Raw genomic sequence first — 20,715 nt, forward strand, 5'->3', positions numbered from 1 at the left:
GGCAAAAGATGGCAGAACTGCCGGACAGAGACAAATTGCTGCGCAACTTTGGGCGCTGTGCAAACTGGGAAGAGAAGTACCTTTATATCATCGAGCTGGGGCAGCGTCTGCCGCCGCTCGGAGAAGAGGCGCATAACCCGGAAAACATTATTCAGGGCTGCCAGAGCCAGGTGTGGATTGTGATGGAGCAGTCTGACGACGGCACTATCGCCCTGCACGGCGACAGCGATGCGGCCATTGTAAAAGGACTGATTGCGGTCGTCTTTATTCTTTACCACCGGATGTCGGCGCAGGATATCGTCGCGTTCGATGTCCGCCCGTGGTTTGAAAAAATGGCCCTGACCCAACACCTCACCCCGTCCCGCTCCCAGGGGCTGGAAGCGATGATTCGCGCCATTCGCGCCAAAGCTGCAATCCTTAGCTAGACTTACAGAACAGCATTCATTCTGTTTCGCGAGGTGGTTCCCGCCTCGCTGGTTTTTCAGCTTTCTGGCATCCTGCCAGTGAATAAGGAATCTCAGCATGAAGCGCGCGTCTCTAATAACTCTATTACTCCTCAGTTCGCTCGGTACGTTTAATTCGGCCCGCGCGATGGACTATCCGTTGCCGCCCGCAGGCAGCCGTCTGATTGGGCAAAATCAAACCTACACGATACAGGAAGGGGATAATAAGCTTCAGACTATCGCCCGTCGGTTTAATACGGCGGCGCAGGTGATCCTTGAAACGAACAATACCATTGCGCCAGTAAACCCGGCACCGGGTACCGTTATCACGATCCCGTCGCAGATGTTGCTGCCGGATACCCCGCGCGAAGGCATTGTGGTTAACCTGGCCGAGCTTCGGCTCTACTACTTCCCGCCGGGAGAAAATATTGTCCAGGTCTTCCCGCTCGGCATCGGACAGCTGGGGCTGGAAACGCCGGTGAGCACCACCCGCGTCAGCCAAAAAATCCCTAATCCAACCTGGACGCCAACGGCGGGCATCAGAGCGCGTTCCCTGGCCCAGGGAATTAAATTGCCACCCGTCGTCCCGGCAGGGCCAAATAACCCGCTGGGGCGCTATGCGCTGCGTCTGGGAATTGGTAATGGGGAATATCTTATTCACGGTACCAGCGCGCCGGACAGCGTAGGTCTGCGCGTCAGTTCCGGCTGTATGCGAATGAACGCCCCGGATATTAAAGCCCTGTTTGAACAGGTGCGGGTCGGCACGCGGGTACAGATCATCAACGAGCCGGTGAAATTCTCGGTTGAGCCGGACGGTAAGCGCTATATTGAGGTCCACCGTCCGCTGGCGCAGGTGGAGGGCGAGAACCCGCAGATTTCGCCCATTACCCACTCGGCAGACTTTGCCACCTTTGTTTCTCAGGCCGGAAGCGATAAGGCGTTAATTGATAAAGCCCTGGCGCGCCGTGCCGGGATCCCGGTTGTCGTATCCGCGGGTAGCGGCCCGTCGGCCAGCAATAGCGTGTTGTCAGTGCAGAACAGCCGGGTGTCTGCTGCGGTAGCAGAAGAGGAAGGGGAAAAGGTAACGCAGTAGCAGTTTGACGCAGGCAAAAAAAATGGCGCACAATGTGCGCCATTTTATTAACAGGTACTATTACTTACGGTATTTAGTAGCCTGGTTGTCCAGACGCTGGTTAGCGCGAGCTGCGTCGTCTTTAGCAGCCTGAACGTCGGAACGCATTGCGTTCACGTCGTTGCTCAGCTGGTCAACTTTAGCGTTCAGAGTCTGAACGTCAGAAGACAGCTGATCGATTTTAGCGTTGCTGGAGCAACCAGCCAGCAGAGTAGAACCCAGGATTACCGCGCCCAGTACCAGTTTAGTACGATTCATTATTAATACCCTCTAGATTGAGTTAATCTCCATGTAGCGTTACAAGTATTACACAAACTTTTTTGGGTTGAGAATATTTTTTTGATGGGAATACGCCTATTTTTGATCGTTCGCTCAAAGAAGCATCGAATCAGTGCGTTTTGAGTAAAAAGCTATGTAAAAAAAGGCATTTTTCATCGGATTCATCTTAGATAAATCGCATTTAAATAGAAAAACCCGATTTGCTTTTTGAATGAATTTGGCTAATGCCGGGAATAAAAAAAGCGCCCATTGGGCGCTTTTTATCAAATTTAATTCGTTCGTGAATTATTACAGCACGTGAACGGAGGCAGTATTGGTTGTTCCGCTTGGTACCAGAGCACCAGAAACCATTACAACCACGTCGCCCTTCTGCGCCAGACCGCTTTCCAGAGCCATTGCTTTACCCTGAATGTAGAAATCGTCAGTAGAGGCGATCTCTTTGACCAGGTGCGCAACCACGCCTTTGCTCAGCACCAGCTGACGTGCGGTGGTTTCGTTGGTGGTCAGGGCCAGGATGGTGGCATCCGGGAAGTATTTACGCACTGCGCGCGCAGATTTACCGCCCTGGGTCGCAACAACAATCAGTGGCGCTTCCAGTTTCTCAGCGGTTTCTACCGCACCGCGGCATACTGCTTCAGTGATGCGCAGCTTGCGGCTGTCGTTGTTGAAGTCCAGACGGCTGGTCATCACGCGGTCAGTACGTTCGCAGATGGTCGCCATGATGCCGACCGCTTCCAGAGGGTATTTCCCTTTCGCGGATTCACCGGACAGCATTACTGCATCGGTACCGTCGAGGATGGCGTTCGCCACGTCGCCTGCTTCAGCGCGGGTAGGGCGTGGGTTTTTGATCATGGAGTCCAGCATCTGCGTGGCGGTGATAACCACTTTACGCGCGCGAACACATTTCTCGATCATCATCTTCTGCGCGAAGATCACTTCTTCAACCGGGATTTCAACGCCCAGGTCGCCACGAGCAACCATGATGCCGTCAGACGCTTCGAGGATTTCGTCGAAGTTGTTCAGGCCTTCCTGGTTTTCGATTTTGGAGATGATCTGGATCTTCTCGCCGCCGTGGGCTTTCAGGTGCTCACGGATTTCAACTACGTCGGAACGCTTACGGATGAAGGACGCCGCAACGAAATCAACGCCTTGTTCGCAGCCGAAGATCAGGTCCTGTTTGTCTTTCTCCGCCAGTGCTGGCAGCGCGATAGAAACGCCCGGCAGGTTAACACCTTTGTTTTCGCCCAGGTCGCCGTTGTTCAGCACTTTACAGATAACTTTGTTACCTTCGATAGCGGTGACTTCCATACCGATCAGACCATCGTCGACCAGCACGGTGTTACCCACGGACAGATCGCTGGTGAAGCCTTCATAGGTGACCGCAACGATTTCGCTGTTACCAACAACGGATTTGTCGGTAGTGAAGGTGAAGGTCTGGCCCGCTTTCAGAGAGACGTCGTTACCGCCCTCCAGTTTGATGGTACGGATTTCCGGACCCTTGGTATCGAGCAGGATCGCCGCTTTTTTACCGGTCTTGCTCATCACGTTGCGCAAGTTCTGGATACGCTGACCGTGTTCTGCGTAGTCACCGTGGGAAAAGTTCAGACGCATCACGTTCATGCCGGCGTCCAGCATTTTGCTCAGCATCTCTTCGGATTCGGTTTTCGGGCCGATAGTACAAACAATTTTCGTCTTTTTCATGACAGTCTTAGTCTTTAAGTTGGGAAGGATATGGAAATCTCGCTCCGGGGGCGCACCGCCGCGGAGTCAAACCTGTGTTGCAAAAGAGTATATGACACGCACTAAGGATAGGAGACATCAAATGAGCGTGCAGAAGAAAGTGTGCCTGAGTGACAGCCCAACGAAGGAGAGGAGAAGTTGTACGTTGTTTTTTGTATTCCAAGCGCTGAAACCATTCACCAGGGATTTGGCGCGCATTATACGCTAATTTTAAGATAAAAGGAAAATGGAAACGGTGTTTCAGAATTAATCAATGCCGTTTCACATAATATTGTTATCAAGGCGTTAAGCCATGATGACAACTTTTGGCGGCAGGTGAGCGACCTGCCTCCGTTTGCTTATTTTTGCAGCGCCTGGCTGAGGTCGGCAATCAGGTCTTTCGGATCTTCAATCCCCACCGACAGGCGGATCAGCTGCGGCACAATGCCGTTTGCCAGCCGTTGTTCCAGCGGAATCGAGGCGTGCGTCATGCTGTAAGGCTGGCTCACCAGGCTCTCCACGCCGCCCAGGCTTTCCGCGAGGGTGAACAGCTTCAGGTTGCGAATCACCTCGCTGGCGCGTTGCGCATCGCCTTTCACCACGACGGAAATCATGCCACCGGGGAGCGCCATCTGGGTGCGGGCTAGCTGGTACTGCGGATGCGATTCCAGGCCGGGATAGAACACTTTTTCGACCAGAGGATGCTGCGCCAGCCATTGCGCAATCTCCAGCGCGTTGCTGCTGTGCTTTTCTACCCTCAGCGCAAGCGTGCGGATACCGCGCAGGGTCAGGAAGCTGCTGAACGGATCCAGGACACCACCGACCGCATTTTGCAGATAGCCAAGCTGGTCCGCCAGCGCCGGATTATCTCCCACCACTGCCAGCCCGGCCACCACGTCAGAGTGCCCGTTAAGGTATTTGGTGGCGGAGTGCACCACGATATCGAAACCGGACGCCAGCGGGCGGTGGATCACCGGCGATGCGAACGTGTTATCCGCCACGCTGATGACGTTATGACGACGGGCGATCGCCGCAATGGCCGTCAGATCCGCCAGCTTCAGCAGCGGGTTGGTCGGCGTTTCGACCCACACCATGCGGGTCTCCGGGCGAATGGCGGCCTCAAGCCCGGCTAAGTCGTCCGGCTTAACCCAGCTGACCTGCAGGCCCGTACTGCGTTTGCGCACGTTTTCAATCAGGCGATACGTCCCGCCGTAAACGTCATCAATGGCGACGATATGGCTGTCTTTATCCAGCAGTTCGAGCACCGTGGAGATGGCCGCCAGACCGGAAGCAAAGGCGTAGCCGCGCGTGCCGCCCTCCAGTTCGGCGATGGCGGTTTCCAGCGCATGGCGCGTTGGGTTGCCGCTGCGGGAATATTCATAGCCGGTATGCTCGCCCGGTGACGGTTGCGCAAACGTCGACGTGGCGTAAATCGGCGGCATGACGGCGCCGTGCGGGTCGTTGAATGCGCCGCTGTGGACGCTCAGGGTTGCCAGGTTTTTCATCGTTTAATCCTTTATTGCTGTAGACGATTGCGCCACGCGGTCAGGACGTCGCTGCGCGTAATCAGGCCGAGAAAATGGTCATTGTCGTTAATCACGGCCACCAGACCGCGGTCGAAGATGGCGTGCAGGGCGCTCTCCGGGGCACGTTTATCAAGAAATTCCACCTGACGGGTCATGGCCGCCGTGACCGGCAGGGTAAAGCGGTCGCCGTCGCCGCCGATATGCCGCAGCAGATCCCACTCGTCGATAATGCCCACCACCTTGCCGTTCTCCAGGACCGGCAGCTGAGAGATGTCATACAGGCGCATGCGTGCCAGCACGGTGGAAAGCGTATCGTCCGGCGCGGCGGTGACGGTAGCGCCTTCATCATGGCGCAGGGCAATGTAGTCGGAGAGATCCCCCGCCTGAGGGCGCGTGATAAGCCCCTGCTGGCGCATCCAGTCGTCGTTAAACATCTTCGATAGATACTTATTGCCGCTGTCACAGGCAAAGGTCACCACGCGCTTCGGCGTGGTCTGCGCCTGGCAATACTTCAGCGCCGCCGCCAGCAGCGTGCCGCTGGAGGAGCCCGCCAGAATGCCTTCCGTTTTCAGCAGCTCGCGCGCGGTGGCGAACGCTTCGCGGTCGGAGATGCGCCAGGCGCGATTCACCCCTTCGATGTGGGCCAGCGGGGGAATAAAGTCTTCGCCAATGCCCTCTACCAGCCAGGAGCCCGCGTCGCGGTAGCGTCCGGTTTCCACCTGGTCAGCGAGAACGGATCCGGCCGGGTCAGCCAGGACAAACTCCGTGTGCGGAGAGTGCTCGGCGAACCACGCCTGCAGGCCGCCCAGCGTGCCGCCTGAGCCGACGCCGACCACGATGGCGTCAATTCTGCCGTCAAGCTGCTCGTACAGCTCCGGTGCCGTGGTGGTGCGGTGCGCCAGCGGGTTGGCCACGTTATTAAACTGGTCGATGTAAAACGCGCCGGGCAGCTCGTTAGCCAGACGCCGGGCGTAATCCTGGTAATAGGCGGGGTGGCCCTTATTCACGTCCGAGCGGGTCAGCACCACCTGGGCACCCAGCGCGCGCAGGTGGAAAATCTTCTCGCGGCTCATTTTGTCGGGCACTACGAGGATCAGCGAGTAGCCTTTCTGGGCGGCGATCAGGGCCAGGCCGAGGCCGGTATTGCCCGCCGTGGCCTCAATAATCGTGCCGCCCGGCTGCAGCTGGCCGGTGCGTTCCGCTTCGTTAATCATCGACAGCGCAACGCGGTCTTTAATCGAGCCGCCGGGGTTCTGGTTCTCCAGCTTCAGAAACAGCGAGCAGGGACCGGTATCAAGCTTATGCAGCTGGATCAGCGGCGTGCGGCCAATCAGTTCGGTGACAGAGTGGTAAATCGTCATGATGTTTTCCTTTCGGGATGTCATGACGGGATGATAGGGCGGTGAAATTTTCTCAATAAAGAACCATTCACTGCCGTTTAGAACAGAAAGGAATATAAATGCCGTTTTTGGATGTCAGGACAGCAAGACGTAAAGTTGTCTGGATGTGGGGATGGCTATATCGGGATAAAATGCTGCAAAAATGACCATTTTTTGCGCGCGTCCGCCAGCAGATATGCATCCTGCAGATAATCATTGCTGAAATTGGTCTAAATGCTTCCCACCCGGTAAATCCGCTGTTTATTTCCGAAAGTTATAACACATTCTTTTTTGTTCATTTAAAAGCTGATAACGCCTGTTTACTATCGTTTGGACATCCATACTGCTAAACCGCCGAGGGCGGCACGGATAACGAATAAGAATGATTGTACTGAGCAATATTTCGAAGATTTTTGACAACGGAAAGGTGGCACTCACAGCCGTTGATAACGTCAATTTGACGATAGAGCAGGGACAGATTTACGGAATTATCGGTTACAGCGGCGCCGGGAAAAGCACGCTGATTCGCCTGCTGAACGGTCTGGAGAAACCCAGCGCCGGGAGCGTCACCATTAACGGGCAGGATATCTCCGCCGCAAAAGGTGAAGCACTGCGCCAGGCGCGTCTGAAGATAAGCATGGTGTTTCAGCACTTCAACCTGCTGTGGTCGCGCACGGTGAGTGAGAACATTGCTTTCTCTATGCAAATTGCCGGTGTGCCAAAAGCGAAGATTAAGGCGCGCGTCGCCGAACTGGTTGAGCTGGTTGGCCTGAAGGGACGCGAAAATGCGTATCCGTCGCAGCTGAGCGGCGGGCAAAAGCAGCGCGTGGGGATTGCGCGCGCGCTGGCCAACAACCCCGATGTGCTGCTCTGCGATGAGGCTACGTCCGCGCTCGACCCGCAGACCACCGATCAGATCCTCGATCTGCTGCTGGACATTAACCGCCGCTTCAAACTCACCATCGTGCTGATCACTCACGAGATGCACGTGGTGCGCAAAATCTGCGACCGCGTGGCGGTGATGGAGAACGGCAAAGTGGTGGAAGAGGGCGACGTGCTGAGCGTCTTTACCCATCCACAGCAGCCGATTACGCAGCAGTTTGTCCGCCAGGTGAGCCAGTACGCCGAGGAAGAGACCTTCAACACCGAACTGGCAAGCGATCTGGAAGGCACGGTGATCAGGCTGACCTTTACCGGACACAGCACGCACAAGCCGATTGTCGGGGAACTCACCCTGCGCTACGGCCTGCCGTTTAACATCCTGCACGGAAAAATGACGCAGACCGCCCACGGTGTTTTCGGGCAGCTCTGGGTCCACGTGGCGGCATCCGATGAACAACTGAACAATATCCTCGCCGACCTGCAGCACAGCGATATTGAAGGCAAGGTAATTAAACATGTTTGAGAATCTCTTTCCGCATCTCAAGTGGGATCAGCTCTGGGCTGCAACGCTGGAGACGCTGTACATGACCGCGCTGTCCGGCGTGGCGACCTTTGTTCTGGGCATCGTGCTGGGGCTGGCGCTGTTTTTAACTGCGCGCGGTGGCTTGTTCCACAACCGCACGGTCTACAGCGTCATTTCGATTGTGGTGAACGTGTTCCGCTCTATTCCGTTCATCATTCTCATCGTTCTGCTGATCCCGTTCACCAAGACCGTCGTCGGCACCATCCTTGGCGCTAACGCGGCGCTGCCGGCCCTGATTGTCGGTGCCGCGCCGTTCTACGCGCGTCTGGTGGAGATCGCCCTGCGCGAAGTGGACAAAGGGGTCATTGAAGCAACGCGCTCGATGGGCGCACGACTGAGCACGCTCGTGTTTCGGGTTTTACTGCCGGAATCATCACCTGCACTGGTATCAGGTATTACGGTGACGCTGATTGCGCTGGTGAGCTACAGCGCCATGGCGGGGGTGATTGGCGCCGGTGGTTTGGGAAATCTGGCTTATCTGGAAGGATTCCAGCGCAACCATGGTGACGTCACGCTGGTGGCAACGGTGACCATTTTAATCATCGTTTTCATTATCCAGTTCTGCGGCGATGTCATTACTTCACTGTTAGATAAACGCTAATAAATACACACAGGAACCACATCATGAAAAAGACACTGACACTGATCGCCGCCGCAACCCTGAGCGCCCTGAGCTTCGCCTCCTGGGCCGACACCCTGACCGTGGGCGCATCCAACACGCCGCACGCCGAAATTCTGGAGCAGGCCAAGCCGATTCTGGCGAAGCAGGGTATCGACCTGGAGATTAAACCGTTCCAGGACTACATTCTGCCGAACACTGCGCTGGCGGGTCATGACATCGACGCGAACTATTTCCAGCACATTCCTTACCTGAACAGCGTGCTGAAAGATCATGCTGGCGATAAAGACTACGATTTTATCAGTGCGGGCGCGATCCACATTGAGCCAATCGGCATCTACTCAAAAAAATACAAATCCCTGAAGGACCTGCCGGAAGGCGGCAAGATCATCATGCGTGATGCGGTTTCCGAGGAAGGCCGTATTCTCTCCATCTTCGAAAAAGAGGGCGTGATCAAGCTGAAGCCGGGCATCGACAAAGTGACGGCGCGCATCAGCGATATCGTTGAGAACCCGAAAAAACTGAAGTTCACGCCGAACGTGGAAGCGTCCCTGCTGCCGCAGATGTACAACAACGACGAAGGCGACGCGGTGGTGATTAACGCCAACTATGCGATAGACGCCGGTCTGGATCCGGTTCACGACCCGATTGCGGTAGAGAGCGGTGAAAACAACCCGTACGCCAACATCATTACCGTGCATCGCGGCGACGAGAAAAAGAAAGACATCGTCGCGCTGGTGAACGTGCTGCACTCCAAAGAGATTCAGGACTGGATCCGCACCAAATACAAAGGCGCGGTCATTCCAGTAAACAACTAATTATTTGATTTTCCAGATGAAGCCCGGCGAGATCCTCGCCGGGCTTCTTTTTTGTATCCGGCGGGAGAATCATTTAAGCTCAACGTTTAACAGGCAATGGAGTGATGACGATGGGTAACGTGACCAAAGATGAAGCGCTGTACCAGGAGATGTGCCGGGTGGTCGGAAAGGTGGTGCTGGAGATGCGTGATTTAGGGCAGGAGCCGAAGCATATTGTCATTGCGGGCGTGCTGCGCACGGCGCTGGCGAACCAGCGCATCAAGCGCAGCGCACTGACAACCGAAGCGATGGAAACGGTGGTTAAGGCGCTGGCCGGCTAACGCGCCAGCGTTTCGCGACCTGTTCAAGCGAGCAGCAGAGCAGGTAATAGACCGCACCCGTAAAGATAAAGATGGCCGCCGGGTAGATTTGCACCCGGTTGTTGACCTGTCCCGCCACCGTGGTTAGCTCCGGGACGTTGACGATGAATGCCAGCGACGTATCCTTCAGCAGGCTGATAAAAATTCCCACCAGCGACGGCAAAATATTTCTCAGCGTCTGCGGCAGCAGCACGCGCCACAGGGTTTGCTGCGTGCTGAACCCCTGAGACAGCGCGGCCTCGTTTTGACCCGCTGGGAGCGCCCTGAGCCCGGCAAAAACCGAATGCATCACCGATGCCGCCGTAAACCAGGCCAGCGCCAGCGTCACGGTCAGCGCCCCCGGCAGATCCCCGCCGGTGATCAGCGGCAACAGGTACCACATCCAGAAAATCACAAAAATCAGGGGAATACCGCGAATCAACTCCGCCCACAGAAAAAGCCCCCTGCGCACCAGCCCAGGATAGCGCCAGGCGAGGCACGCCAGCGCCACGCCGCCGGGAAGCGCAAGCAGGACGGCCCCTGCGGCCATCAGCAGCGAAAGCAGTACGCCGCCGGGTTCACCCGCTGCCGTTCGTCCCCACAGCAGATAATCCAGGTTTTCGACAATAACGTTAAATCCTGCAATCATCTTTCTTCCTCCCTGAATGCGGACCGACGCGCACCAGCACCATCCCCGTGACAATGCCGGTAAGCAAATAGAGCACCGTACCGACGATAAACGCCTCCATGGCGTGGGCGTTGTAACTTTCAATCTGCCGGACCTGGTAGGTTAGCTCAGCGAAGCCAATCCCGCTGGCGAGCGAGGAGAGCTTCATCAAGTTGAGGTACTGGCCGACAACGGGCTGCCAGGCGTTGGCGAGCCCCTGCGGCAGAAGGATGTAGCGAAATAAACGCCACGACGAGAACCCTTGCGCCAGTGCCGCCTCCTGCTGTCCGGCAGGAACAGAACGCAGCCCCGATGCCGCTTCCTCAATTAAAAACGCCGAGGTAAAAACGCCCAACCCCCAGGCAGAACATAAAAACTCAGGGGTAAACCACCAGACGTCGCCGGGCAGAATTGACCAGCTGTGATCCGCATTCACCGCGTCTCGAAAGCCCTGCGGTAATCCGTTCCAGGCGGCGAAATACCAGAACAGCAGCTGCACCAACAGCGGCGTATTGCGAAACAGCGATACCCAGCCGCTGACGACCGCATTCCCGATGCGTCCACCGGAAAGACGCAGGAGCAAAAAGGTCGGTGCAAGCAGGCTGGCGATCAGGCCCCCCGCCAGCGTCACCCACAGGGTGGTGAGAAATCCGGAGAGTATCCACTGCAGAGGCTGTCCGGCCAGCCCGCCCTGCCAGTCGAGGGCGGGCATCAGAGGTGCTCCTGGTGCAGCGGGTTCAGCACTTTTTGCAGGAAACGCTGCGCCCGGGGATGCGACGGTTGACGGAAAAATTGCCCCGGCGGCGCGGTTTCAAGAATCTGCCCGCCGTCGATAAAGACAATCCGGTCGGCAATTTCCCGGGCGAACTGCATCTCATGAGTCACGACAATCATGGTGATCCCGCTATGGGCAAGGGCTTTCATGACGAATAACACTTCGCCAATCATCTCCGGATCGAGCGCCGACGTCGGCTCGTCGAAGAGGATGATCTGCGGCGACGAGGCCAGGGCGCGGGCAATCGCCACGCGCTGCTGCTGGCCGCCGGAAAGCTCCGCGGGGAAGTGGTGAGCCTTTTCCTGCATTCCGACCTTCTCCAGCAGCGCCAGCGCGCGCTCCTGAGCTGGCTTTGGCTTCCAGCCGTGCACATGCTCCAGCGCCAGGGTGATGTTCTGGCTGGCGGTGAGGTGGGCATACAGATTGAACTGCTGAAACACAAATCCAACGCGGCTGCGCAGCTGACGCAGCCTGCTGCCGGAAAGCTGCCCGGTCGGCTTGCTGTCGACCAGAATTTCCCCGCCGCTCAGGGTTTCAAGCTGATTGATAAGACGGATCAGCGTTGATTTACCCGAACCGGAAGGGCCGAGAATAGCAACCACTTCACCGGGCGTAATGGTGAGGTTAATGTCGCGTAAAACCTGATGGTCGCCGTAGCGTTTGTCCACGTGACGAAACTCAACGCTGGCCTGTTCCAGATGTGAAAAATCCGCGGCACCGGCCGCGGAGTGGGAAAATAAACCTGAGAGCATAATTACCTGGCTTCTATTTTAAAGGCGCGAGGCTGTGGAGCGGGCGTGTTTGGGCCAAACCAGACGTCATAGATTTTTGCCGCCTGACCGTTCTTCTCGAGATTAACCAGCTCATCGTTGACGGCTTTCAGCAGCGCCGTTTCACCTTTCTTCACCCCGACGCCAATTTCTTCTTTACTGAGCAGATCGGGCAGGATTTTAAAGTTCGCTTTATCCGGGGCCTGTGCCAGCAGGCCTGCAAGAATTGTGCTGTCCTGGGTAATGGCCTGCACGTTGCCGTTGCGCAGCGCCGTCAGCGCCAGAGGAATGTCGTCATAAGCCAGTACGCGGGACTGGGGGAAACGCTGGTGGAGCGCCTGTTCACCCGTGGTGCCTTTGACCGCGCCAATGCGCGCCCGGCTGTATTCATCCAGCTTATCGGGCGATTTGGCGGGAACCAGGAACTGTTGTCCGGTCACGAAATAGGGGGTGGAGAAGTCAATCACCTGCGCGCGTTCCGGGGTGATGGTGATATCCGCTACGATCAGATCTGCTTTACCGGACTGAAGCAGCGGAATTCGGTTGGCCGGATTGGTGGCAACCAGTTCAAGCTTCACGCCGAGTGATTTTGCCAGTGCTTTGGCAAAGTCCACGTCGTAACCCACGATCTCGTGCGTTTTTGCATCAATTGAGCCAAACGGTGGGTTGGCGTCAAACGTGGCGACTTTCACCACCCCCGCGGCCTTAATATCCTCCAGCCGATCGGCCAGCGCCTGCGCTGAAAACAGGCTCCCGGCGGCCAGTAATCCCAGAACTGCCGTCCCTTTTTTAAACCTTTTCATCTTTGCTGCCATAGTCATCGTTCGTCCCGTTGTTTTTGTTTTGCACCGTTACGCTCCCATAAGCAAAAGCTATCGCCAAATAAGAAAATGTTCTTTGCTCTATACAAAAAAGCATTAGTGAACAGTGTGTTACCGGCAGGTAAATGTAAGGAGCTATTTGCGCGTCCTGCACATCGACTGCCGGAATTGATATTTCCGCGGCCAGGAAACGCGTGCTTAACTCAAGGCTGGTGAAGCGAGAGGGGTAAAGGCAATGAAAAAATGGATCGGCACGCTACGGCGGTTTTTTGCGACCCGGCCAGCGAATGCGGAGAACAGCGCGCAGCGTGTTCTGGAGTCAATACTGCCTGTTGCCAGCCTGTATGGCGTGGACGTCGCTAACATCGACCCGGAGTGGTTCCATGATAAAACGTCACGCTGAACTTCGCCGCACGCGCGAAACGTACTGGAATGAGCTGTGCGTGATCCGTGTAAAGCAGGGATGAACGGAAAAATACGCGGGCAAATCCTCGGTAAACCCTGGCCGTTTTGATACCAATATCTCCTTTCTCAGAAGGAGATGATAATGAAACGGACAGTATTAACCCCGGCACTTTCTGCCACCGCACTACTGATTGCCATGCAGGCGGCGCATGCTGCGCCACAGGCGCACGTCGTCTGCGGTTACTCCCACACGCTCGGCGACGATGCCATTATGATGCACGGCATGCCCAACGAGGCCATGCTGCACGATTTTTTTGGCAACGTGCAAACGGATGCCTTCTCCAGCCGTGAATCGCTGCGTAAAGATGAAAAGACCACCTGCGATAACAAAGCAGACAGCTCGGCCTACTGGGCACCCTCTCTGAAATTGCCTGACGGAACGGTGGTCAAACCCGCCTATCAAAAAACCTATTATCAGGCATCGAACGTCGACGCCTGGCCGCTGCACCCGTTCCCGGCGGGGCTGTCGCTGCTGGCGGGCGATCATCACGGCACCGCGCCGAATCCACATATCACCTTCCTGTGCGCTAACGGCAAGGGCTACACCACCAAAACGGGTGAGGTCTGCGGCTTACGCAAGGCGAACGATGCCGTGCAGTTTAATATTGGCATTCAGTTTCCGAACTGCTGGGACGGGGTAAATCTTCAGCCCGCTCACGGTCTGGCCAACGCCACCTACGACACCAAAGGGCAGTGCCCGTCCGACTTCCCGGTGAAAATTCCCACCGTGAACATGAACATTGCGTACGTGCTCCCGACGATTAGCTCGCTTGATACCAGCAAAGCGCAGCTTTCCCTCGATCCCATCATGCACGGCAACGAGCGTGAAGAGCGGTGGGGGAGCCTGTATACGGCGCATGCTGATTTTATGAACGGCTGGACGGAAGACGCCGCGCGCTTTATGACCGACCTGTGCATGAACCGCGGTCTGGACTGCGGCACCACCGTTCCGTATGGTTATTCAAAAGCGAAGGCCAACGTCTGGCTCAGCAGCCTGGAGCCCGCGCTTACCCAGCCAGAGCCCCAGGTCCTGCTGGTGCAGGATAACTGGCAGAACGGCGGGCGCACCAAAAACAGCGAAACGCTGTCGCTGGTGAAGTTTCACATTCCCCCGCTGCCTGCCGGACAGGATCCTTCGCAGTTTAAATACCGCGTGCGGATTTATGGCGGGAAAGTGGAAACCAACGGCGCGGATCAAATTTTCTTCTATCCGGCAAGCAACGACTGGGATCCGGCCAGCGTGAGCTGGCAGTCGCGGCCAGCCTGTAACTACCGCTCGGATGCGGTGCTTTACCTTAACCACTCCCGCGAATACCGGATGGTGGATGTGGATAAAGCGGTGCGCAAGGCGCTGGCAGAAGGGAAAACCGAGATTTCGTGGTACATCGGCGGCGATCGTCAGGGAAATCACTACCAGTTTGAGACGGCGTCTTCCCCGCAAAGCCTGATCCTGATGCTGACCGGCTTTAGCAAAACGCCTGAGATCTGATTACGCCCGCGTTTTTTTGTTCTCATCAACGTTAACTGGTAATGTCGACAGCCTGAATGACGGGCCAGTTAACGCGATGAGCATAAAAAAGATGATAAAGCGCAGCATCGCTGCGTGGGTGGTGGTCTGCCTGATAAGCGGCGTGCTGTTGTATGCGGAACAGATACGCCGCCAGTTCTGGGAGCGCGATCGCGAGTTTACGGCGCTGTATTCGGGGATCGGCGCCGTGCTGACGCAAAACGAGTCGGTACTTCCGCTTCTCACCGGCGATGAAGACCTCACCGCGTTACGCAAAAAATTCCCCCACATTAAGGCTCTGGAAAAAACCACCGGTCGCGCGCTGGACGCCGCCCGCGTGGAGCCTTTTCGTGGCGTTCAGTACTGGCTATACAACCCGTGGCGGCAGATCCGCATCCTGATCGACTTAAGCGCGCTGCTTGCGCCGATCCATAGCTTTGCAGAGCTGCATCTGAATCTCTCGAATGACGATCGTCCGCGGTCAACGGGCGCTTTCTGGCACTGGCAGCGCACCTTCCCGCAGCATACTCAGCCCTTTATTCTCACTGCCGCGGCAGATCCGGACTGGTTCAGGGTCTCCTGGCTGGCGTATCCGCTGCTGTTTCTGATTTGGGGGATAGTGATTGCGGGCGCGGGAACCGTGCTCTGGCAGCGCAAACAGCGCCAGCAGGCCGAACAGCGTGCGCTCTATTATCAACACGCCAGGCTTAACACGCTGGGAGAGATCACCGCGGGCATTGTCCATGAAATCAACCAGCCGCTGACCGCCGTGCAAACCTGGATCCAGGGGGCGCAGCGACAGCAGCAGGATAATCCGCAGGCCGTGTCGCAGGCGCTCGCGGCCGCGCTGCTGCAAACGCAGCGTATCAGCGCCTTGCTGACCCGGTTTCGCGAGCATGTGGTACAGGAAAAGGTGACCCTGCGCGAAACCGATCTGGTGCAGTGCTGGCAGCAGGTGGAGAATTTACTGGAGCACGAGCGTAAATCCCGACGTATCGCAGTTATTCATGCGTTTGCTGTGGGTGCTACGACTGTAATGGCGGACCGACTCTGGCTGGAGCAGATCCTGCATAATCTGCTCAGCAATGCGATTCAGGCGCAGCAGGAGAGCGCGGACGGCTGGGTGCGAATCGACAGTCAGAAAAATGAGAAGGGCATTCTGGTTACCCTGACCGACGGCGGGCCCGGGTTTAGCCCGGATGCCCTGCAGAACGCATTTATGCCATTCTTCAGCGGACGCCCCGGCGGAATTGGGCTGGGAATGACGTTAACGGAAACGCTGATGACGCGCATGAACGGCTCGATCGCCCTGGGCAATGCCCCGCAGGGTGGGGCGCAGATCCGCTTGCAGCTGGCAGCAGGAAAGGAGTTAAAACATGGATAAGGTGGTCTGGCTCATTGATGACGACGAGTCCATCAGAGAATCCCTGTCGTTTTTACTGTCGGGGATGGGCTGGCAGGTTAAGACGTTTGCGAGCGTCGAGGCTTTTACTCAGGCGCAGAGCGGTGAATCGGCGCTTGTCGGCTGTCTGCTGCTGGATATGCGCATGCCGGGTAAAGGCGGGCTGGCGTGGCTGGAAGAGGGCGAATGGCCGTGGCCGCTGCTGCCGGTCGTTGTCATGACCGGACACGGAACGATCGATGCCTGCCGTCGCGCGTTTCGCAACGGCGTATTTGAGTTTTTCACCAAGCCGTTAGACGCCGATAAGCTCATCGAAACGGTTGGGCTGGCCTTTGAGGAGAGCCAGCGACGGTCTGCTGCCTGGCAGGATATTTCGCAGATCAAAGCACGCTTTGAACAGCTAACCGCGCGGGAGCACGAGGTACTGACCGTACTGATGGAAGGGTGCAGTAATAAAGAGGTGGCTGCACGCCTGAATCTTTCCCCGAGAACCGTGGAAGCGCACCGTGCGGCGGCGTTTGCCAAGCTCGGCGTCACCAGTCTGGTACAGGCGAGCCGGGCGTACGACAAATTGCAATCCGTATAACTACCAGGTGGAGTGCGTAATCAACCGAATTACGTTTCATCGCGCCGTTAAGTAACCTCCGGGATGTCTAACAACACGCGAGGAAGTGCGATGAAAAAAGTCATGATGGTTGCGGCACTGGTCGCAGGTAGCGTAAGTCTGGCCGCACAGGCCGAGACGTTGACCCAAAAAAATCTCTCTCTGACGCAGGCTAACGCACTGGCAACATCCGCCATTCAGTCCTGTGCAGCGAAAAATTACCAGGTCGCGGTCACGGTGGTTGACCGTGCGGGCGTGGTAAAAGCGGTGCAGCGTATGGATAACGCCGGTCCTCACACGGTTAAAGCCAGCGAAATGAAAGCGTTTACGGCGCTCAGCGCAAAGAATGCGTCAGGCAAAGTGATGGAAGCGGCGCAGAGCAATGCGGGCGCACAGAACATGCGTGATATCCCTGGCTACTTGCTGCTGGCAGGTGGTCTGCCGGTAAAAGAAGGCGATGAGGTGATTGGGGCGATCGGCATCGGCGGCGCGCCGGGCGGTCATCTTGATGAAGCCTGCGCTCAGGCGGCCATTGACGGGCTGAAAAAGTAATATAAAAAAAGCACCGGTTTACCGGTGCTTTTTTTATCAAATCTTGCAGGCATCACCGCAGTCGTCGTCGGCAACAATCGCCTGCGCTTTTTTATCCGCGTCGTCCAGACGTTCCGCGTTACGCTCTTCCGCTTCATCCAGACCGTTAAAAACTAAGTTATCGAGATCAATTTCCATGTTGCACCTGCTCTGTTCGGTTTTTGATACTGGCACAGTATAGGGTAAAAAACGTCGGCAATGTACCTCGCAGCACATAAGGATAATCCCTGCCATACTCAGTGCTTTATCACCGAGGAGCGCTCATGATTACACTCTGTAAAACCTGCGGTACCTCCTATGATGGAAAGCCGGAGAGATGTCCGATTTGCGAGGATGAACGCCAGTATGTCCCGGTCAGCGGTCAGGCGTGGATTGATTACGCGACGGTGACGGCCACGCACGTGAATAAATGGCAGCAGCTGGAGCCCGCGCTGTTCAGTATCAAAACGGTTCCCGCTTTTGCGATTAACCAGAGGGCGCTGCTTCTGCGCACCCCGCACGGCAATATTCTTTGGGACTGCATTGCCAACCTTGACCCGGCAACCCAAACGCTCATCGCCGCGCTCGGTGGCCTTCACGCCATTGCGATTTCGCATCCGCACTATTACACCACGATGCAGGAGTGGGCCGCGGCTTTCGATGCGCCGGTCTACCTGCACGCCAGCGACCGCGAATGGGTGATGCGCAACAGCCCGGCGATTCATTTCTGGGAGGGGGAGGCGCTGGAGATTTGGCCGTCCGTCACGTTGCTACGTCTCGGCGGCCATTTTGCGGGCGGAACGGTACTGCACTGGCAGGAGGGTGAGGGCGTTTTGCTGGCGGGGGATATTTTGCAGGTCACCCCGGGGAAAGATGCGGTGTCGTTTATGTGGAGCTACCCGAATATGCTCCCGCTGCCTGCCCGTACGGTTGAGGACGTTACCCGGCGCCTGGCGGGAAAATCGTTCGCTCGTCTCTACGGCGCATTCGAAGGGCAAAACATCCCGGCGAACGCCGACAACATTGTGCAGCGGTCGGGCCAGAAATATATTGCTTGTCTCAGGTAAAGTACGGTGGGTAAACTTTACGAGTGTGATCGCGATCATACCTAAACGAAAACAGATAAAAGAGAAATTGCTATGCAACATATCATTGAAGGTTTTCTCAGCTTTCAAAAAGAGATTTTCCCGCAACGTAAAGAGCTCTTTCGCAGTTTAGCGTCCAGCCAGAATCCCAAAGCGCTGTTCATCTCCTGCTCCGACAGCCGTCTGGTTCCTGAACTGGTCACCCAGCAAGAGCCGGGACAGCTTTTTGTCATTCGTAATGCTGGCAACATTGTCCCGCCTTTCGGGCCGGAGCCGGGCGGCGTATCTGCAACTATCGAGTACGCGGTGGTGGCGCTGGGCGTGACGGATATCGTGATCTGTGGCCACTCCAACTGCGGCGCGATGAAGGCGATTGCCGATAACGCCAACCTGGAGCCAATGCCAGCCGTATCGCACTGGCTGCGCTATTCCGACGCGGCGAAAGCCGTGGTAGAGAAGAAAAGCTGGGACAAGCCTATCGATAAAGTGAATGCGATGGTGCAGGAGAACGTGTTTGCGCAGCTGAGCAACATCAAGACCCATCCGTCCGTCGCGGTGGGCCTGCGTAATAACTCACTTCGTCTGCACGGTTGGGTGTATGACATTGAAAGCGGCAAAATCCTTGCCCTGGATAAGAACACCAAAACGTTCGTATCGCTGTCGGAAAACCCGGAGGTCTTCTTCGAGTAATCACCGATAGCAGGGCATGGAAGCCCTGTCAGTTCTCCACGTACGGTAACCGACGCCGTCTCCCCGAGGCAGGTTTTTCAGCCGCCTTCGCCATCGCCTCTGCAATCTCCGCACACTCCGCCAGCCCCTGAACGAAGGGACTATCGTGCATCAGCCACGGTATCGCACCGAAAGCAATGCGCCCGCGAACCGTTTCAGGCGCTTTAAGCGTGTAATCCTCACCAATGTCGGGTATCTCGTCGCCCGTCTCTGCCAGCTGTTTACGCAGCGTCGGGAAAGGCAAGTCCTTTGTTTTGAGCGGCTTTTGTCCGCGCGCGTCAATAAACACGTCGAAACGATAAACGCTCTCTTTGGTGGTAATTACCGTCCGATCGCTGCCGGCATCGAGCGTGTAATCATCGCCAAGCGCCGCCACGCTAATGATGCCGGCCTCGCGAAGCGCAAGCAGCCTGCGGATAGACTGCGGCGGAATGGCGGCATAGTTGTCGATAAACACGCGGGCGAGGCCCTGCTTAAAGCGCTCTCTGTCCTCTTCGTTGAGGTGGGGCACAATCTCCTGAACCACCTCATGCAGTCGAAGGACGGTATAGCGCCAGGCCACGGTGCGCCGTTCGCGTTTGTTGCGTTCAACCTCACTGAGGTTCTCTTCCGCCCAGGTAAAGGGCCCGTGCCGTTTACGGTCCTCAAACCATGCCTCACGAAGGCTGTCGGCATCCTGGTTACGCAGAGAAATTTTCTCGCACCACGCCGGGTCAGCGAGCTCGAGCTCTTTCACCATCAGGGAAAATATGCGGTCAAGCAGGCCGTCCGATCCTTTGGCTATCTCGTGTTCAACCACAAATTCGGTCAATACCGACAGCGGTTCGTAAGGGATTGGACAGTAAAAATCGGCTTCCGGCAGAATGCCCGTGCGGGACATCAGCGTAATGTTTAACCCTTCACTGCCCTTGTCGAGGAGGAATTTACCGTCACGAAACTCACCGTGCTGCATTACCACCGCCATAGCCGCGTCCAGACCGCTCAACGACGTTCCCATAATGCCCACGCGGCAAGGGGGAATGCTGGCGTCCATCAACCCCGACCACGGGCTGGGGAAGAACGTGCGCGTGGCTTCCTCCTCATCTGGCCAGACGTGGCCGGTGGCGATAACCGCCAGGTCAAACCGATCGGGCAAAGTGGTGTCGTTGACGGAAAGCGTTACGCCGGTTGTCGAGGGGATGATGTCCGTTACCTTCGCGGATTCATGGACCGTAACCTGGAACCCCAGCTTTTTTGCCTCTTTCACGATTGAACGCAAGCTGTCGCGAAAATACTCTCCCAACAGGAGTCTGGGCAGGAACTGCCGGTCATGCAGGCTGGCTTTATCAACCTTAAAGCGCGCCAGATGGGTGTCGCTCTGTTCCTTGAGCCAGTCGAGGTAGGTCATAAAAATGGGCGGAATTTCTATGCCTCGCAATGTTCGCCAGCATCAGCCGGGAATTATTGTCGTCGTTATAGGGCATGCCCACGCCGGCTTCATCGGCCTGTTCGAAGACGGATACGGAGAGCGGGGTGCTGTTATTAAGCAGATGATAAAAGGTGTAAATCCCTGTAGGGCCGGAGCCGATAATCGCGATATTCTTCATTGACGCGCTTCCTGTA

The 20,715-nt window shown here is 56.5% G+C and carries 23 protein-coding genes and 1 pseudogene; 13 read left to right on the forward strand and 11 right to left on the reverse strand.

Annotated elements, in window-relative coordinates; translation table 11 throughout:
- Positions 1-8: 8 nt before the first annotated feature.
- Positions 9-425 (forward strand): cysteine desulfuration protein SufE, encoded by a 417-nt coding sequence (gene sufE, locus DG357_RS09715; RefSeq protein ID WP_028012869.1) that lies wholly within the window; start codon positions 9-11, stop codon positions 423-425.
- Positions 426-522: 97 nt separating this feature from the next.
- Positions 523-1,536, forward strand: a complete 1,014-nt coding sequence (ldtE, locus tag DG357_RS09720) for a L,D-transpeptidase LdtE (protein WP_028012870.1) — start codon at positions 523-525, stop codon at positions 1,534-1,536.
- A 60-nt stretch (positions 1,537-1,596) separates the two neighbouring features.
- Here ldtE and lpp read toward each other — a convergent pair whose 3' ends face one another.
- The 5 genes from lpp to DG357_RS09740 form a co-directional block, all read right to left on the reverse strand.
- A complete protein-coding gene (gene lpp, locus DG357_RS09725) occupies positions 1,597-1,833 on the reverse strand; it encodes a murein lipoprotein Lpp (RefSeq protein WP_001082307.1) in 237 nt (78 codons plus the stop codon).
- A 309-nt stretch (positions 1,834-2,142) separates the two neighbouring features.
- Positions 2,143-3,555 carry a pyruvate kinase PykF gene (gene pykF, locus DG357_RS09730; protein ID WP_014883536.1) on the reverse strand — a complete coding sequence of 471 codons (1,413 nt, stop codon included), beginning with the start codon at positions 3,553-3,555 and terminating at the stop codon, positions 2,143-2,145.
- A gap of 7 nt (positions 3,556-3,562) precedes the next feature.
- Positions 3,563-3,757 (reverse strand): protein YnhH, encoded by a 195-nt coding sequence (gene ynhH / locus DG357_RS23370; protein ID WP_418721936.1) that lies wholly within the window; start codon positions 3,755-3,757, stop codon positions 3,563-3,565.
- Positions 3,758-3,932: 175 nt separating this feature from the next.
- On the reverse strand, positions 3,933-5,078 hold the full coding sequence (locus DG357_RS09735) for a trans-sulfuration enzyme family protein (protein WP_088205324.1): 1,146 nt from the start codon (positions 5,076-5,078) through the stop codon (positions 3,933-3,935).
- Positions 5,079-5,089: 11 nt separating this feature from the next.
- Positions 5,090-6,460 (reverse strand): pyridoxal-phosphate dependent enzyme, encoded by a 1,371-nt coding sequence (locus DG357_RS09740; protein ID WP_088205325.1) that lies wholly within the window; start codon positions 6,458-6,460, stop codon positions 5,090-5,092.
- Positions 6,461-6,860: 400 nt separating this feature from the next.
- On the opposite strand from DG357_RS09740, the gene DG357_RS09745 reads away from it, so the two are divergent.
- From DG357_RS09745 to fumD, 4 genes are all read left to right on the forward strand, one after another.
- Positions 6,861-7,883, forward strand: coding sequence for a methionine ABC transporter ATP-binding protein (locus tag DG357_RS09745; RefSeq protein ID WP_088205326.1), 1,023 nt, complete (start codon positions 6,861-6,863; stop codon positions 7,881-7,883).
- Complete coding sequence (locus DG357_RS09750; RefSeq protein WP_049138910.1) at positions 7,876-8,544, forward strand: methionine ABC transporter permease; 669 nt, start codon at positions 7,876-7,878, stop codon at positions 8,542-8,544. Before DG357_RS09745 ends, DG357_RS09750 begins: the two co-directional genes overlap by 8 nt.
- Positions 8,545-8,567: 23 nt before the next feature.
- Complete coding sequence (locus DG357_RS09755; protein ID WP_088205327.1) at positions 8,568-9,380, forward strand: MetQ/NlpA family ABC transporter substrate-binding protein; 813 nt, start codon at positions 8,568-8,570, stop codon at positions 9,378-9,380.
- A gap of 110 nt (positions 9,381-9,490) precedes the next feature.
- A complete protein-coding gene (fumD, locus tag DG357_RS09760) occupies positions 9,491-9,700 on the forward strand; it encodes a fumarate hydratase FumD (RefSeq protein ID WP_028012876.1) in 210 nt (69 codons plus the stop codon).
- On the opposite strand, the gene DG357_RS09765 is transcribed toward fumD, so the two are convergent.
- The 4 genes from DG357_RS09765 to DG357_RS09780 are packed head-to-tail and all read right to left on the reverse strand — an operon-like array spanning position 9,681 to position 12,745.
- Complete coding sequence (locus DG357_RS09765) at positions 9,681-10,367, reverse strand: amino acid ABC transporter permease (protein WP_088205328.1); 687 nt, start codon at positions 10,365-10,367, stop codon at positions 9,681-9,683. The genes fumD and DG357_RS09765 overlap by 20 nt on opposite strands.
- Positions 10,351-11,097: an amino acid ABC transporter permease gene (locus DG357_RS09770; RefSeq protein ID WP_088205329.1), complete on the reverse strand. Its 747-nt coding sequence runs from the start codon at positions 11,095-11,097 to the stop codon at positions 10,351-10,353. The genes DG357_RS09765 and DG357_RS09770 overlap by 17 nt, the downstream gene beginning before the upstream one ends.
- Positions 11,097-11,912, reverse strand: a complete 816-nt coding sequence (locus DG357_RS09775; RefSeq protein WP_069732389.1) for an amino acid ABC transporter ATP-binding protein — start codon at positions 11,910-11,912, stop codon at positions 11,097-11,099. The genes DG357_RS09770 and DG357_RS09775 overlap by 1 nt, the downstream gene beginning before the upstream one ends.
- A gap of 2 nt (positions 11,913-11,914) precedes the next feature.
- Complete coding sequence (locus DG357_RS09780; protein WP_071993779.1) at positions 11,915-12,745, reverse strand: ABC transporter substrate-binding protein; 831 nt, start codon at positions 12,743-12,745, stop codon at positions 11,915-11,917.
- Between the two features lie 241 nt (positions 12,746-12,986).
- Between DG357_RS09780 and DG357_RS23025 the strand changes: the two genes are divergently transcribed.
- From DG357_RS23025 to DG357_RS09800, 5 genes are all read left to right on the forward strand, one after another.
- Positions 12,987-13,154: a hypothetical protein gene (locus DG357_RS23025; protein ID WP_032644868.1), complete on the forward strand. Its 168-nt coding sequence runs from the start codon at positions 12,987-12,989 to the stop codon at positions 13,152-13,154.
- Positions 13,155-13,298: 144 nt separating this feature from the next.
- The gene (locus tag DG357_RS09785; RefSeq protein ID WP_048960375.1) at positions 13,299-14,705 is read left to right on the forward strand and encodes a DUF1996 domain-containing protein; all 1,407 of its coding nucleotides are present in this window, start codon (positions 13,299-13,301) and stop codon (positions 14,703-14,705) included.
- Between the two features lie 91 nt (positions 14,706-14,796).
- Positions 14,797-16,107, forward strand: a complete 1,311-nt coding sequence (locus DG357_RS09790; RefSeq protein WP_224222673.1) for a sensor histidine kinase — start codon at positions 14,797-14,799, stop codon at positions 16,105-16,107.
- The gene (locus tag DG357_RS09795) at positions 16,100-16,711 is read left to right on the forward strand and encodes a response regulator transcription factor (protein WP_047368399.1); all 612 of its coding nucleotides are present in this window, start codon (positions 16,100-16,102) and stop codon (positions 16,709-16,711) included. The genes DG357_RS09790 and DG357_RS09795 overlap by 8 nt, the downstream gene beginning before the upstream one ends.
- A gap of 90 nt (positions 16,712-16,801) precedes the next feature.
- Positions 16,802-17,281, forward strand: coding sequence for a GlcG/HbpS family heme-binding protein (locus tag DG357_RS09800; RefSeq protein ID WP_047368400.1), 480 nt, complete (start codon positions 16,802-16,804; stop codon positions 17,279-17,281).
- Positions 17,282-17,317: 36 nt separating this feature from the next.
- On the opposite strand, the gene DG357_RS09805 is transcribed toward DG357_RS09800, so the two are convergent.
- Positions 17,318-17,458, reverse strand: a complete 141-nt coding sequence (locus tag DG357_RS09805) for a hypothetical protein (protein WP_003857665.1) — start codon at positions 17,456-17,458, stop codon at positions 17,318-17,320.
- Positions 17,459-17,583: 125 nt separating this feature from the next.
- On the opposite strand from DG357_RS09805, the gene DG357_RS09810 reads away from it, so the two are divergent.
- On the forward strand, positions 17,584-18,366 hold the full coding sequence (locus DG357_RS09810) for an MBL fold metallo-hydrolase (protein WP_088205331.1): 783 nt from the start codon (positions 17,584-17,586) through the stop codon (positions 18,364-18,366).
- 72 nt (positions 18,367-18,438) lie between these two features.
- Positions 18,439-19,074 carry a carbonic anhydrase gene (locus DG357_RS09815; RefSeq protein WP_028012884.1) on the forward strand — a complete coding sequence of 212 codons (636 nt, stop codon included), beginning with the start codon at positions 18,439-18,441 and terminating at the stop codon, positions 19,072-19,074.
- A gap of 28 nt (positions 19,075-19,102) precedes the next feature.
- On the opposite strand, the pseudogene DG357_RS09820 reads toward DG357_RS09815, so the two are convergent.
- Positions 19,103-20,699: pseudogene (locus DG357_RS09820) on the reverse strand (FAD-NAD(P)-binding protein).
- Between the last annotated feature and the right edge of the window lie 16 nt (positions 20,700-20,715).

Origin of the sequence: Enterobacter bugandensis, assembly GCF_900324475.1 — a bacterium.
Taxonomy (GTDB): Bacteria; Pseudomonadota; Gammaproteobacteria; order Enterobacterales; family Enterobacteriaceae; genus Enterobacter; species Enterobacter bugandensis.